Raw genomic sequence first — 14,433 nt, forward strand, 5'->3', positions numbered from 1 at the left:
GGCCGACCCCTTTCTATGGAAGATCCTCAAAACATTCCTGTTTTAAAAAATACAGCTTTACTGGCTTATTTATTCGGTAAGGCTGCATTTGTTAGAACAGCAAGGGATAAAGAAAACGAGGTACGTGCGCTAAGCACACGCACCTCGTTCGGATTGCTATGAAGAGAAGAAAGTTCAGAACATTACTTGATGTATTCCTGAGCGTTCTCGGGGGTTACCTTGACGTAGTCAACGTAGATGGACTGCTCGCCAGCTGCAAAGGTCTTGCCGCCGAGGAGGTCTTCCATGGAAGCAACAGCCTGGGTAGCCTGGCCGTTTGCATCGTTCAGAACGGTACCGGTCATGTTGCCAGCAACAACTTCGTTCAGAGCAGCGTCCAGTGCGTCAACGCCTACCAGGTAGATGTCTTCGTTTACAGTGCGGCCTGCTGCCTGGATTGCCTGCAGAGCACCGATTGCCATGTCGTCATTGTTGCAGAATACGACTTCGATCTGATCGCCGAACTTAGCAAGGTCGTTCTGAGCAATTTCCTGACCCTTGTTGCGGTCCCAGTCGCCGCGCTGCAGGTCGAGCTGCTCAACGGTCATGCCAGCGTCGGTCAGAGCCTTAACGGAGTACTCGGTACGCAGCTTGGCATCGATGTTCTCGGGGTCGCCCTGAATCATGATGTAGGAGATCTTGCCGTCGCCGTTGATGTCGCCCTTGTTCTCGGTCTCGAGGATCAGCTCGCCCTGGAAGGTACCGGACTGAGCAGCGTCACAGCCGACGTAAACCAGCTTCTCGTAAGCTGCCATCTGGTCAGCGGTGGGCTCACGGTTGATGATGACGGTCGGGATATCAGCCTGCTTAACAGAAGCGATGATGCTGTCAGCAGCGGAGGTCATAACCGGGTTGATGATCAGTGCGTCAACGCCCTGGGTGATGAAGGTGTTGATCTGCTCGGTCTGCTTAGCCTGGTCGTTGTTGCCGTCTACTACGGTAACCTCATAACCCTTTTCCTCCAGCTGAGCCTGCAGGGCGTTACGGTAGGTGGTCATGAATGCGTCATCGAACTTGTAGATGCAAACGCCAACCTTGAGCTTCTCGCCCGTGGACTCAGCGGTCTGGGTGTCACCCGAGGTGGAGGTGTCAGCGGCCTGGTTTCCACCGCAAGCTGCGAGGGAAAGACACATTGCTGCGGACAGCATCAGCGCAAAAAATCGTTTCATGATAAATTCGCTCCTTTTCACTTTTACTCTTCTTTCTTTTCTCCGAGCAGTCCGTCTCTTTACTCAGGCGGTCTGTTCTTTGTGTTTCCATTGTAGCACTAGGAAAGACGGGATGGCAAGCGTAGAATGTGTTTTTACTAAATTTTTAGTTCCTCTCACAATTTCCTATCTGTGCCTTTGGGAAAATTGCACAAGGCATTTGCTGAATCCTACAATTTATAACTAATGAATTTGACGTTACAGCAAAAAGATGGATAAATTCCTGTGTTTTCGAGCAAATTTTTACTTGATTTTCGGGTGTAGTTCAGATTAAAATGGGTAATAGAATTTACTTGGTAAAATTCGATAACAGTGTAATTGATTAAAAAGGCGGTGCTGACGATGGCGACTCTCAAAGAGCTTGCAGCCTATACAAATCTTTCTATTGCGACCATATCGCGTATCCTCAATAATGACCCCACCATGGTAGCCAGCGAAGATACGCGCCGCCGTGTCCTGGAAGCCGCCGGCGCGTTGGGATATAAGAAGCATAATAAGGGCAAGGTGAGCGCGGTGCTGCGTTTTGGCGTGGCTGAGATGCTCACACCGGCAGAACAGCTGGAAGACCCGTTTTATCTGTATTTGAAAAATTTCGTGGCACAGGAGTGCATGGAGCAGAAGATCGACCTCATCCCGCTTCTGCGGGACGGAGAGAGTTTTACCTGTCCCTATCCGCTGCCGCTCAACGGCATCATTGCCATCGGAATTTTTACCAGAACGCAGATTGAAGCGCTGCACCAGCTGAGTGATACGCTGGTATTTGTGGATTCCTCGCCTGATGAAGCACGCAGCGATTCGGTGGTAATTAACTACCGTTTGGGCATTGAGCACGCACTCGATCACCTGTTTTCGCTGGGACATCGCCAGATTGGCTTTGTCGGCCCGGCAGATAAACTGGATGACTGGAAACAGCCCGCACCCGAGGTGCGCCGCCAGCTGTTCATTCACTTTATGAGTGCGCGCAATGATTACGACAGCAGTTTCCTCATCGATGTGCCAACCAATGCAGCACTCACAGAGCGTGCGGTAACTGAGCACCTGCGTCAGGGTAAACCGTTGCCGACCGCTTTCCTGACGGCAAACGAAGAAAATGCAATCGGTACCGTACGTGCGCTCAAGGCAGCAGGCCTGTCCATTCCGCAGGATGTGTCGATCATTTCCTTTAATGACACGCCGCTGTCTGAGCTCATGGAACCGCCGCTGACCTCGATTTCCACCCGTGTACAGGAGATGAGCAGCATTGCGGTACATCTGCTGACCGAGCGGTCGAGCAGCACGGGGTATTTGAGAGATATTCCGGTGAAATTGATCGTTCCGCCGACGCTGGTTGTCCGTGCGAGCACGGCTGCACCTCCGGTTGGCTCGGCATCTGATGATATGATCGAGATGCAGGATGACTGATGATAAAAGCCTGCTATTTCAAAAAGTATATATTAAAATCCTGATAATGCGTTTTTACAATCCCCGTGCAGCGATGAAAGCCGCACGGGGATTTTTGTCGCATGTTATAATTATACCTGAAATGGAAGGAAAATCCTGTCGGAAACAAGTGTTGTGCACAAAAGTTTTACTTAGATTTTTACTGAAATTGTGGTTACGATTTCACATGTGCAGTTCGGATGGTACATGCTAGATATGGTGTCAATGAAAGATCAGTATTTCGTGACAAAAACAGCGGATTTTTACGCATATCAGCCATATAAAGGTGAGAATGTGACAAAAATGCAATTGACAAGATCTGGAAGCGGTGTTATACTCCTGATTAAGATAAAAGAGTTAGTTAAAGCTAACTACGCGAAGTGGGGTTGCTGAGCGAAATAGCGGGAACCTATCCATGGAGGTTAGTTGAAACTAACTCGAGATTTGAAGGAGGAAGATTTTTGAAGCAGAAGAATTTGATTGCGGCAGTCTTTGCCGCAGCGCTGGTGCTGCAAGCACATGCAGCAGCGGCGGAATTCTCGGATTTTCCGACCGATTGGTCGGCAGCGGCGCTGACACGTGCAGTAAACGATGGTTTATTGTCGGGCGCGAATGGTAAGATCAATCCGAGTGGAAAACTGACCCGTGCAGAGATGGCTGCCATCATGAATCGTGCCTTTGGCGCGACCGAGCAGGCAAAGTTAGACGGGTATCAGGATGTCAGCCCGCAGGCGTGGTATCATACCGAACTGGCCAAAGCGGTGCAGATGGGAACCTTCCAGGGCGGGGACGGCAAATTGCTTCCCGACCGTGAAATTACACGCGAGCAGGCATTTACGGTGCTTGCCCGCGCCTTTGCGCTGCAAGACGGTAAAAGTACGGCATTGAACGGCTTTACCGACGGCGATCAGGTTTCCGACTGGGCAAAGGGCGCGGTCGCGGCGCTGGTGGAAGGCGGATATGTGGGCGGTGCACAGGGCAAATTGAATCCCCAGAGTGGTATCACCCGCGCAGAATTTGCACAGGTCATGTGCAACCTGGTCGGTATGTATATTGATGCACCGCAGACGGTCACGCAGGCTGCACAGGGCAATCTTGTCGTGCGTGCGTCGGGTGCAACCTTGCAGGGCATGACGGTGAGCGGTGATTTGGTGCTGGCCGACGGCATTGGCACCGGAGACGCAACATTGGAAAAAATGACCGTGGACGGCCGTCTGATCGTGCGCGGTGGTGGTGCGGACTCGATTCATCTGATTGACACCAAGATCAAGGGCGGCGTTGTACTGAAAAATCCCAACACGGCAACCCGCTTGGAGATAAAGGACAGCGCGCTCGATCAGGTGGAAGCGACCAGCGATTTGATTGTTGACGGTGACATTGCCGAAATTCGTTTGACCAGTCCGGCCAAGGTGACCATCCGAAGCGGTAAGGTTGGAATGATCACGGTCGATGAGCAGGCCAAAGGCAGTCAGATTGCGGTCGAAAACGGTGCACAAGTGGAATCGATTGCAGTCAACGGTGCACAGGTCGAGATCAGCGGCAAGGGTACGGTCAAGACCGTGCAGGCAGATGCAAATGACGTGACGGTGACAACGCCCAATACCGAGGTCACCGCGGCAAGCGGTACCAGCGGCGTCAAGGCAGGCGGTCAGATGGTCAAGGCCGGACAGAAGGCCAAGATCAGTGCCGACGGCACGGATGCGGCAGTGAGCGATATCAAGCTGGAGGAGGGCGAGACGCCTAAGAGCGATAAGCCGGGCTCGGGCACGGTACATCGTTCGATGAAACGGGATTCCTCTGCGTCCGGCAGTTCGTCTGACACAGCCAGCGGTACGTCCACCCCGTCCAAGCCGTCCGAAAATCCGTCTGGTAAACCGGAAGTCGACCTCAAACTCGCGGTAAATCTGATCGACCTCAAGTATGCACAGTATGTGGTGATCACCTTTGCTGAGAACACCAAGGTGACCGAGTACACGGTGGAAATCGATGGTCAGGCGATTGCCGAGCGTGATCTGCGATACGTTGACCACAGCGGACGGATTGTGAAATGGGAGCCGATGAACGGCTGGAAGCTCAACGATGCACATACGGTGACCGTCACCCGCAAGGCGGACGGCAGTCGTCAGACTGTACCGGTTGAGCTGCTCGAAAAGAAGAAGTAAGGAGGGGAAAAACGCATGAATTGCAAAAAATTCGGTCGTGCAGCGGCATCTATGGCGCTGGTCCTGTCGGTCGTCAGTACGTCGGCTATGGCCGCGCCGGCTGATCTTATGGGTCATGATTCGCTGTACGTCTGGGACTACCATCTGACCAATTACGATAAAAACGGAAGCATTCGTGTCACACCGGAGAAAACCACGTTTGCCCTGCCGGGTGACCAGCAGGACAGCGGTATTCCGGCGTATTTCGCACCCGATGCCGTGATTTCCGAGACCGGCGGCGGTGGATACGGGGTCAGCGGACAGGTCGAGATCCAGCTCAGCTACGAGAGCGAGCGCGACCGGGCATGGGTCGATGCCATCCGCACTGATGACAGCAGCAGCGTGCAGCTGGTATCGTTCGATGAAAACAAGCGCACGGTCAATGCTGCGCTGGGCTGCTCGTTTGAGATCGGTGTCAAATCGGACGACGGACAGCATACGGTTGCCAAACTGACCATCCCGCTCGGACAGACCAATTTTTATTCCAATGGACGGTATTACGTGCGCGTTCGTGCCGAGGGCAAGGAAACCGCACTGATTCCCATTCATGTCGTAAACGACAAGGCGCCGACTATCACCCCGCAGCTTGACCCGGTCTGGACGACCGAGCCCAAGGCGTTTTTTGATGTGTCCGATATGACCTATGGCGTGCTTATGCCGGCCTACGCTGCCGAGCTGAGCTACCCGGACGGCACGACCAAGCCACTGACCATCATTAAGGACTGGTATCTGATCGGCAATCTGTTTGTATTATATAATGATAATGAGAAGGAAGCGCTGTTTACACAGCTCGGCACCTATACCCTGACCGTGCATTCGACCGGTTTTAAGGATATGTCGTGCACGTTCGAGATGGAAAAGGGACAGCCCATTCCGGGATACACCGTAGACCGAACGCCTACAGCAAAGCCCAAGCCCAAGCCGGTGCGTGTTGACGCAGTCAGCCGCGCGACGGGCGGTGGCAGCGGCAGCGGCGGTGAAGGCAGCATGGTCATGCCGGCAAACATTATTTTTAATGAAGACCTGCTGAGCAATGCGCAGATTCTCGGCAAGCTGGGACTGCGCACGCCGGAGAGCAACAGCATCAACAGACGCTGGAGTTTTCTGATGAAGAATAAGTGGGATGCAGTGTATGATGCAGACAGACGGCATGGATACGACTGGATGGATTATATGGATGCCGTGCAGCGTGCCAAGAAAAACGGCGAGTATCTGACTTTTGAGGAGTATGCAAAGCACGGAAAACTCAGCGGCGGCAATCCGTATGCCATCAAGGAAGTGCTGGAAGACGGTCTGCTTGGTGAAACCCAGATGGGCGGCGTTTATCTGGGTAAACTGGCACCGAACATGGAATTGATCGACACAAAGGGACAGAAACGACCTGACCAGCTCGTCCCCGAAGGAGAAGATATGATTCTGTCGTGCGACGATTCGACCTATCTCAAGGCAATCACGGGGATTATGGTCGATGGTCATCAGTTCCCGCGTCTGGAAGAGGGCAGAGACTACAAGATCGACGACAATCGCCTGACCGTTTATGGTCGCTCGCTGGCGGACTTCGATTTTGGTCCCAAGCGCATTACGCTGGATGCCGATGGCTACCGCAGAACCTACCTTAATATCGTTTATGGTAAGAATCTGGAACAGAATGTTCAGCTGGAAGCCAAGAAGCCGACATTTGGACATGATGAGGCGGTCTTTGTCCGACTCACAAACACCCAGGGTGACTTTATGAAGCACCTGCAAAAGGTTGAGATCATCGATCCCAAGGGTGTGACGACCCAGCTGCTGACCAAGGATCAGGGCGGCGATTCCAGCAACGACTGGTACACGGTCAACGACAACACGACGATTGGCATTCTGCCGGGTGCGTTTACACAAAACGGAACTTACACCGTTCAGGTGACTGCCAAGTATTACGGCATGCGTTCGACCAAGGTGGAACTGAGCGGTGAATTGCCCGCGCTGGGTATTTCTAAGGTCAGCGGTACGCGCACTGCACCGGAAGGAACCTATCAGCTGACGCTGAACGAGGAAAACGGCAAATGGAGACTGAAAAAGTATCAGATTGCGGTCAACGGAACCCGATATCTGGAACAGACCGAGTCGGACACCCTGCGTGACAATATGTTTTGCTGGAATGTCAGAACGGAAAACCAGCCCGTACTCTATCTCAGCCCGAGCGCGTTCAGCAAGGAACAGAACGAGATTCTGATTACGCTGGAAGGCTATGCACCAGTGCGTATGCTGGTAGATGCGGCCAGCGGCTATGCCGTGATGACGCGGGAGGAGACCATGCCTGAGGGCAAGGAAGCGCCGGCATTTGATAGTGCACAGCGTGTGACCGATACGGCAAAGCCCGATCATTACCGCATTCACTTAAACGGTGACGCACAGGATTATCTGAATGCAATCGGCGCATATACCAAGGTGACCGTGCAGCACGGTGATAGTACCCAGACGTACCAGTACCGGGATATTCTGTCGGGCAAGCAGAGTTTTGCGGTGCAGGATGGACTGTTGGAGCTGACCGCGGACGGCTTCCAGACCGGAAAGAACACGGTGACCATCGCGCAGGTCGGTGGATTCAAGCCCCTGACCTTTACGGTTACGGTATCCGAGGAAGCACCGAGCGACGACTTTGACGCACGTGCGCAGATGCCGACAGTGGAAAAGAAGTACGGATATTATAAGCTGAATTATAAGGCGTTCTCCAATGAGAAAGTAGCAGAGTGGCTGCGCACGGTGACTGGCGTACAGGTCAACGAGACCTCGTATACTTCGACAGAGTATGCAAGCGACGTTTACCATGACACCGAATATAATGTATATCCGAAAAAACGAACGATTTATCTGGGTGCCAAAGCGTTCCAGGACGGAAAGGACAACACCATTGTTCTGACCGATGGCAAGGGAACGATCAAGCTGCGTATGAATGGCAGTCTGAAGGTCGAGTTGGTACAGGAAGAAGAAAGTTCGACGGTAGCAGCAACGGTGGCAGCATTTGATGCACATACGCAGATGCCGACAGTGGAAAAGAAGTACGGATATTATAAGCTGAATTATAAGGCGTTCTCCAATGAGAAAGTAGCAGAGTGGCTGCGCACGGTGACTGGCGTACAGGTCAACGAGACCTCGTATACTTCGACAGAGTATGCAAGCGACGTTTACCATGACACCGAATATAATGTATATCCGAAAAAACGAACGATTTATCTGGGTGCCAAAGCGTTCCAGGACGGAAAGGACAACACCATTGTTCTGACCAGCGGTAAGGATACGCTGACGCTGCGCATGACCTCTGATCTTAAAATCGAGGTCGTAAACTAACGCACATATCATAGGATTACTTCCCAATATAAAAAAGACGGCTGACCGCGAGGTCAGTCGTCTTTTTTGGAGTAGTAGGGGAAATTTTATGCTTCAAGCGATGCGATCACTTCATTCCGATAGGGAATGGAGGGGACCGCACCGGCACGAGATACCGCGATGGAAGAAGCCTTTGCGCTCATGCGCAGGATGTCGGGGATTTCCATGCCCTGTGCAAGACCGGCGATGAAATAGCCGGTAAAGGTGTCGCCGGCTGCGGTGGTGTCCACAGCCTTGATCGGGAAGATGGGCTGGAAATGCTTGCAGGACTGGTCGGCGTAGACCGCACCGTCCGAACCCAGCGTCAGCACGACGGCTGCGTGCGGGAAGCGCTCCCGGATGCTGTCAATGATCGCGTCGGGCTCGCGGCAGCCGGTCAGCTGGTAGCCTTCGATCTCATTGAGCAGGAACAGGGAAATCTTGGTCATATCAACCGCTTTGAGCTTGTCGTCGAAGGGGGAGGGGTTGAGTACGATCTTCATGCCCTGAGCATGACCGCGGTCGACGATGTAGGGCAGCAGATTGACCTCGTTTTGCAGCAGCAGGATATCACCCGAGTCAAACTGGCTGATGACTTCATCAACATAGGCCTCGGTCAGTGCCTGATTGGCACCGCCGTAGAGCAGAATGCAGTTTTGAGCGTTTTTGTCGATCTGGATGATGGCATGGCCGGTGCGTGCATCGACCGTGCGGATGTAGTCGGCATGAATGCCGTACTCTCGGCAGGCGTCGAGAAATACGCTGCCGTCCTCACCGATCATACCGCCCTGATAGACTTCCACACCAGCTTTTGCCAGTGCGACCGACTGGTTCATACCCTTTCCACCCAAAAACAGCTGTAATTGGGTGGAGGACTGGGTTTCACCGGGTTCGACGATATGATCGACCGTGTACACATGATCGAGGTTCATGGAACCGATGTTGAGTACTTTCATAAGACACTCCTTATGCGTTGTCCTTGGTAATCAGAGTTACCTCGACGGGAATGGATTTTTCGATGGTCTCGCCGTTAATGAGCTTGACTGCGTTCTCGACAGCGGTCTGACCGATCAGATCGGGCTGCTGTGCGATGGTAGCGCCCATGCGTCCGGCCTTGATGGCAGCGATCGCGTCATCGGTTGCGTCGAAGCCGACCACCAGAATGTCCTTGCCGGCGCCTGCAACAGCCTCGACAGCACCCAGTGCCATCTCATCATTTGCCGCAAAGACCGCCTTGATGTTGCCGTTGGACTGGAGCATGTTCTCCATGACCGTCATACCCTCGGTGCGGTCGAAGTTTGCGGTCTGGCTGGCCACGACGTTCAGCTTTTCATCTGCGATGTTGTGGAAGCCTTCGCCGCGGTCGATGGCAGCCGATGCACCCGGGGTGCCCTGGAGCTCCGCGACCTCGATGCCCTCGCCCAGGGTATCGACGATGTACTGGGTTGCGAGTTCAGCGCCGGCGACGTTGTCGGACGCGATCTGGCAGTCGATGTCAACGCCGTTGACCGCACGGTCGACCGAGATGACCTTGACGCCCTGATCCATAGCAGCCTGCACAGCACCGGTAACTGCATCCGAGTCGACCGGGTTGACGATCAGCACGCTGATGTTCTTGGAAACCAGGTCTTCAATGTCGCTGACCTGCTTGGTGACGTCATCGCCTGCGTCTACGACGGTCAGCGAAACGCCAAGATCCTGTGCAGCCTTTTCCGCGCCCTCAGCCAGGGTGACAAAGAACGGGTTGTTCTGGGTGGAGATCGAAAGACCGATCGCACCGCTCTTTTCACTGGCCGAAGAGCCCGAGCCTTCACCGTCAATGGTGACCATACAGCCGCTCATGGTGAACACGGTCAGTGCACTTAATACGAACGCAATAAATTTTTTCATTGGTAAATCCCTCTTCTCATCTCTTGCTGTCGGACAGTACGGCCACCAGAATGACGATCGCCTTGATGACATCCTGATAGTACGACGTGACTTCCAGAATATTCAGACCGTTGTTGAGCACTGCGATAATCAGGACACCGGCAACCGTGCCGATGATCTTACCGCGGCCGCCGCTCATGCTGGTGCCGCCCAGAGCAACCGCTGCGATTGCATCCAGTTCATAGCCGTCACCCAGCGTCGGCTGTGCGGAGTCGACACGAGAGATCATGATGAGGCCTGCCAATGCGGCGAGGAATCCCGAAATAGAGTATACCATAATTCGCACGCGAGTGGTATTGACACCGACCAGCGTTGCACATTTTTCATTGCTGCCGGTTGCGTAGATGCGGCGGCCAAAGCAGGTGCGATTGAGGATGAAATAGAAGATCGCGAAGACCAGAACCAGAATGATCGCCGGAATCGGGATCTTGAGGTCGGGGTTGAAGCTGGAAGCGATGTTGCCCTTACCGATGAGCTTGAACAGGAATGCACCGCTTTCGCTGCTGATGTTGGCAGCCAGACGGGAAATCGGCTTGCCGTCGGTGATGATCATGGCAAGACCACGGTAAGCGGTCATGGTAATGAGGGTTGCGATGAACGGCTGCAATCTGCCCTTGGTGACCAGCAGACCGCTGATTGCACCGAGCAGCGTGCCGACGATGAGTGCGATGATGATGGCGGCAAAAGCGGGGAAGCCGGCCATGAGCAGCTCGGCACAGACGACCGCGCTGAGTGCGAAGGTTGAGCCGACCGACAGATCGATGCCGTCGGACAGGATGACGCAGGTCATACCGACCGCGATCAGTCCGTTAAACGATGCCTGACGGAGCAGGTTCAAGAGGTTGCTGGGTTGACGGAACTCGGCGCTGATGAGGCTTAAAATGATCACAAGTGCCGCCAGTGCAATAAACGCGCCATATTCGCCAACGATGGCGTTTAATTTTTTACTTTTCTGATTCATGCGATGTTACCCCCAGTCGCTAATGTCATAATCTTTGCCTGATCGGCTTCGGCCGCGTTCACGATGCCCGTGACGCGTCCCTCGCATACGACCATGATGCGGTCGCTCATACCCAGCACCTCGGGCAGCTCGGAGGAGACCAGAATAATGGCCACACCCTGCGCCGCGAGCTGGTTTATGATGTTGTAAATCTCTTTCTTTGCACCGATATCCACGCCGCGGGTGGGCTCGTCGAGAATGAGGATTTTGGGCTGCTTGTACACCCACTTTGCGATAACGACCTTTTGCTGGTTGCCGCCGCTGAGGCTGCCGCATTCCTGATCGGCGTTGAAGCAGCGGATGCGGAACTCTTCGATACCCTGCTTGACCAGTGTATTGCGCTTGGCGTTCGAGATCACACCGCGATTGGACACTCGGTCGAGGTTTGCAAGCTCGATGTTCTGCGCGATGCTCTTGTCGAGCAGCAGTCCTTCGGTCTTGCGGTCCTCGGTGATGAAACCGATGCCCGCATGAATGGCGTCGCGGGTGTTGTGAATCTTGACCTCGGCACCGTCGATGAAGATTTTACCTTCCATAACCGGCAGATTGCCGAAGATGGCCTGCATGATCTCGGTGCGTCCGGCACCCATCAGACCGCTGACGCCCAGTACCTCACCGGCGTGTACCGAGAAATTAACGCCGTGGAAGAGCGATTTGTGAGACAGGTTTTCCACGCGGAGCACTTCACCACCGATGGTCAGGTGACGCTGCGGGAAGCGCTCGCCGATGGTGCGGCCGATCATCATTTGAACGACATCGTCCATCGTGATGTCTTTGATGTAGCGGGTGTCGATGTACTCACCGTCGCGCAGGATGGTGATGCGGTCGCACAGTGCAAAGATTTCCTCCATGCGGTGCGAGATGTACACGATGGATACGCCCTTGGCCTTGAGCGACTTCATGACCTCAAAGAGCACTTCGGTCTCGCTCTGGGTGAGTGCTGCGGTCGGTTCGTCCATGATGAGCACCTTGGCATCGACCATCAGTGCCTTGCAGATTTCGACCATCTGCTGCTGACCGACACTCAGCTCGGACATGACCGCGCCGACCGGGATGTGTACGCCCATCTTGTCCATGATTTCCTGTGCCTTCTTGCGCATGGCCTTGCGGTCGCAGACACCGAACTTGTTGGCAATCTCCTTGCCCATGAACAGGTTTTCCTCAACCGTCAGATCGAACAGGACGTTGAGTTCCTGATAGATGAACACGATACCAGCCTTTTCAGCTTCCTGCGGGTTCTTGTAGCGAACCTCCTTGCCGTCGACCAGAATGGTGCCGCTGTCATATTGGTAAACACCGGTCAGGATCTTCATCAGGGTGGATTTACCTGCACCGTTTTCGCCCATCAGGGCGTGAACTTCGCCATCTTTGAGGAAGAAACCGGCGTTTTTCAGCACCTGATTGGAGGTGAATGCCTTGTTGATCCCCTTCATTTCGATATGCATGGTATCCCTCTCTTTCAATCGGCAAAAATGCAGCCCGACTGTAAAATGATGTTGGCGTAGGGCGTGGTCTCGCCGGTGCGGATGACAGCCTTGCAGTCCGCGGTCTTTGCCTTGAACGCAGTGTGGGGCACAAACTCAACGTCAACCTTCTGTCCCTTGAAAAGAGCCTGGATTTTTGCGAGCATGTCGGGGTTCTGGTCGGTGATTTCCTCGGCGAGGATGATCTTTTCCACCTTCATGTCCTGTAAGACAAGCTCGAGCACGCGGAGGAAGGGCGGTTCTCCGAATGCGAGTGCGAGGTCGATGCGCTCGGTGCTGTCGGGAATGGGCAGGCCGCAGTCGCCGATCGCGATTTGGTCGGTGTGACCCATGTACGACAGAACACGGGAAACATCGCTGTTGAGAATGCCGTTTCTTTTCATGTTTGTGATCTCTCCTTTTCCCTGTGAGATTTAAATACGCCGTAAAAGTTTCTTTGAAACCCGTTTCAAGTGAGTTCATCATACGCTTGACCCGATAAAAAGTCAACAGGTTGATTTACATTTCTACGTTTCCGCCAGATTGGCAAGGTGGTTATTGGCAATTTTAGACAAGGAGATTTCGGACAAAAAAGGTTAAAAAATTAACAAAAAACCAAGCGATACTGTCAATAAACCAGATGTTTTGCGCAGGAGAGGCGGGAGGGAGCATGAGCCGGGCAGAGCCTTCGCGGAGAACGGTCTTTTGCGTGAAAATGTACAGAAAGTTGTCCTTGTTGTGCCTGTATTCCGATGCTATAATGCTAGTGTAAGAGTTATTTCATGGCGAGGTGTGATATGGCCAGCATTCGTGACGTGGCTAAGCTTGCGGGCGTATCGCCTGCAACCGTGTCCCGTGTGATGAACGGGACGGCAAACGTGACAGAGGAAAAAAGAGAAAAGGTACTGCGGGCGATCAGTGAGACCGATTTTGTGCCCAATGAGGTGGCGCGCACGCTGTTTAAAAAGTCCAGCAAGACCATCGGATTCATCATCCCGAGTATTCAGAACCCGTATTTTACCCAGATGGCCGACGTGATCGACCGGGCGGCGAAAGAGCTGGGATTTCGCATCCTGTTGTGCAATGTCGAGCACGATCTCGACCGGGAGCGCTCGGCGATTCAGATGTTGATTTCGGCCAACGCGGACGGCATCATCATCGCGTCCAACAACAGCGAATTGCAGCACGAGCTGTCCCAGTGTGAGATTCCGGTCGTTATCCTGGACTCCCTGTTTCGGACGAAGGATGTCAACGCCTATATCTACTGCAATTATTATCAGGGCGGCATGATGGCTGCCGAGCACCTGCACAAATGCGGCTGCCGCAAGATCGTGTGCATCAAGGGACCGCAGCAGCTGTTCACCGCGCAGGCACGTTATCAGGGATATGTCGATTTTTGCGAGGACAACGGCATCGAGCAGCATTCCATCGAGTGCGACTACGATTTTCACGCCGGAATGGCAGTCACCGAGGAGCTGCTGAGCTCCTATCCCGATGTAGACGGCATCATTGCCTGCAACGACATCGTTGCGATCTCGATTTACAAGATTTTGCACAAGCGCAATATTTCGGTGCCCGAGCAGATTCAGCTCATCGGTTTTGATGACGTGCATCTGTCTTCGCTGATTTCCCCCGAGCTGACCACCATTCATCAGCCGATTGAGGAGATGGGGCGCAAGGCCATCTCGATTATCTGCGACCCAGAAGGACTGGAAAAGCGGGGCAAGCAGTTTGTGTTCCCGGTTCACCTCATCGAGCGCGAGACCACTTGTATGAAAAAACTTTTGTGACATGAAAACAGGACAGCATGCTGTCCTGTTTTTTAT

The 14,433-nt window shown here is 53.5% G+C and carries 11 protein-coding genes; 5 read left to right on the plus strand and 6 right to left on the minus strand.

Annotated elements, in window-relative coordinates; genetic code table 11:
- Nucleotides 1-15: 15 nt before the first annotated feature.
- The gene (locus B5D52_RS16310) at nucleotides 16-162 is read left to right on the plus strand and encodes a hypothetical protein (protein ID WP_155827637.1); all 147 of its coding nucleotides are present in this window, start codon (nucleotides 16-18) and stop codon (nucleotides 160-162) included.
- Nucleotides 163-182: 20 nt separating this feature from the next.
- Here the strand turns inward: B5D52_RS16310 and B5D52_RS03265 are convergent, their stop codons facing one another.
- On the minus strand, nucleotides 183-1,208 hold the full coding sequence (locus tag B5D52_RS03265) for a galactose ABC transporter substrate-binding protein (RefSeq protein ID WP_016147366.1): 1,026 nt from the start codon (nucleotides 1,206-1,208) through the stop codon (nucleotides 183-185).
- Nucleotides 1,209-1,589: 381 nt separating this feature from the next.
- Here B5D52_RS03265 and B5D52_RS03270 point away from each other — a divergent pair, with 381 nt between their 5' ends.
- From B5D52_RS03270 to B5D52_RS03285, 3 genes are all read left to right on the plus strand, one after another.
- Nucleotides 1,590-2,648, plus strand: a complete 1,059-nt coding sequence (locus B5D52_RS03270; protein WP_016147365.1) for a LacI family DNA-binding transcriptional regulator — start codon at nucleotides 1,590-1,592, stop codon at nucleotides 2,646-2,648.
- Between the two features lie 479 nt (nucleotides 2,649-3,127).
- Nucleotides 3,128-4,828: an S-layer homology domain-containing protein gene (locus B5D52_RS03280; protein WP_016147364.1), complete on the plus strand. Its 1,701-nt coding sequence runs from the start codon at nucleotides 3,128-3,130 to the stop codon at nucleotides 4,826-4,828.
- A gap of 15 nt (nucleotides 4,829-4,843) precedes the next feature.
- Nucleotides 4,844-8,197, plus strand: a complete 3,354-nt coding sequence (locus tag B5D52_RS03285; RefSeq protein ID WP_016147363.1) for a hemoblobin-interacting domain-containing protein — start codon at nucleotides 4,844-4,846, stop codon at nucleotides 8,195-8,197.
- Between the two features lie 86 nt (nucleotides 8,198-8,283).
- Here the strand turns inward: B5D52_RS03285 and B5D52_RS03290 are convergent, their stop codons facing one another.
- Genes B5D52_RS03290 through rbsD form a run of 5 tightly spaced genes read right to left on the minus strand, consistent with a single transcriptional unit; the run spans nucleotide 8,284 to nucleotide 13,011 of the window.
- Nucleotides 8,284-9,171: a ribokinase gene (locus B5D52_RS03290; protein WP_016147362.1), complete on the minus strand. Its 888-nt coding sequence runs from the start codon at nucleotides 9,169-9,171 to the stop codon at nucleotides 8,284-8,286.
- A gap of 10 nt (nucleotides 9,172-9,181) precedes the next feature.
- Nucleotides 9,182-10,105, minus strand: a complete 924-nt coding sequence (locus B5D52_RS03295) for a substrate-binding domain-containing protein (protein ID WP_016147361.1) — start codon at nucleotides 10,103-10,105, stop codon at nucleotides 9,182-9,184.
- Between the two features lie 16 nt (nucleotides 10,106-10,121).
- Nucleotides 10,122-11,105 carry an ABC transporter permease gene (locus B5D52_RS03300; RefSeq protein ID WP_016147360.1) on the minus strand — a complete coding sequence of 328 codons (984 nt, stop codon included), beginning with the start codon at nucleotides 11,103-11,105 and terminating at the stop codon, nucleotides 10,122-10,124.
- Nucleotides 11,102-12,577: a sugar ABC transporter ATP-binding protein gene (locus tag B5D52_RS03305; RefSeq protein WP_413814336.1), complete on the minus strand. Its 1,476-nt coding sequence runs from the start codon at nucleotides 12,575-12,577 to the stop codon at nucleotides 11,102-11,104. The genes B5D52_RS03300 and B5D52_RS03305 overlap by 4 nt, the downstream gene beginning before the upstream one ends.
- Nucleotides 12,578-12,603: 26 nt before the next feature.
- Nucleotides 12,604-13,011: a D-ribose pyranase gene (gene rbsD / locus B5D52_RS03310; protein ID WP_016147358.1), complete on the minus strand. Its 408-nt coding sequence runs from the start codon at nucleotides 13,009-13,011 to the stop codon at nucleotides 12,604-12,606.
- Between the two features lie 393 nt (nucleotides 13,012-13,404).
- Between rbsD and B5D52_RS03315 the strand changes: the two genes are divergently transcribed.
- Nucleotides 13,405-14,397, plus strand: coding sequence for a LacI family DNA-binding transcriptional regulator (locus tag B5D52_RS03315; RefSeq protein ID WP_078689114.1), 993 nt, complete (start codon nucleotides 13,405-13,407; stop codon nucleotides 14,395-14,397).
- Nucleotides 14,398-14,433 lie beyond the last annotated feature (36 nt).

It is taken from the genome of Butyricicoccus pullicaecorum DSM 23266 (assembly GCF_900167005.1).
Taxonomy (GTDB): domain Bacteria; phylum Bacillota; class Clostridia; order Oscillospirales; family Butyricicoccaceae; genus Butyricicoccus; species Butyricicoccus pullicaecorum.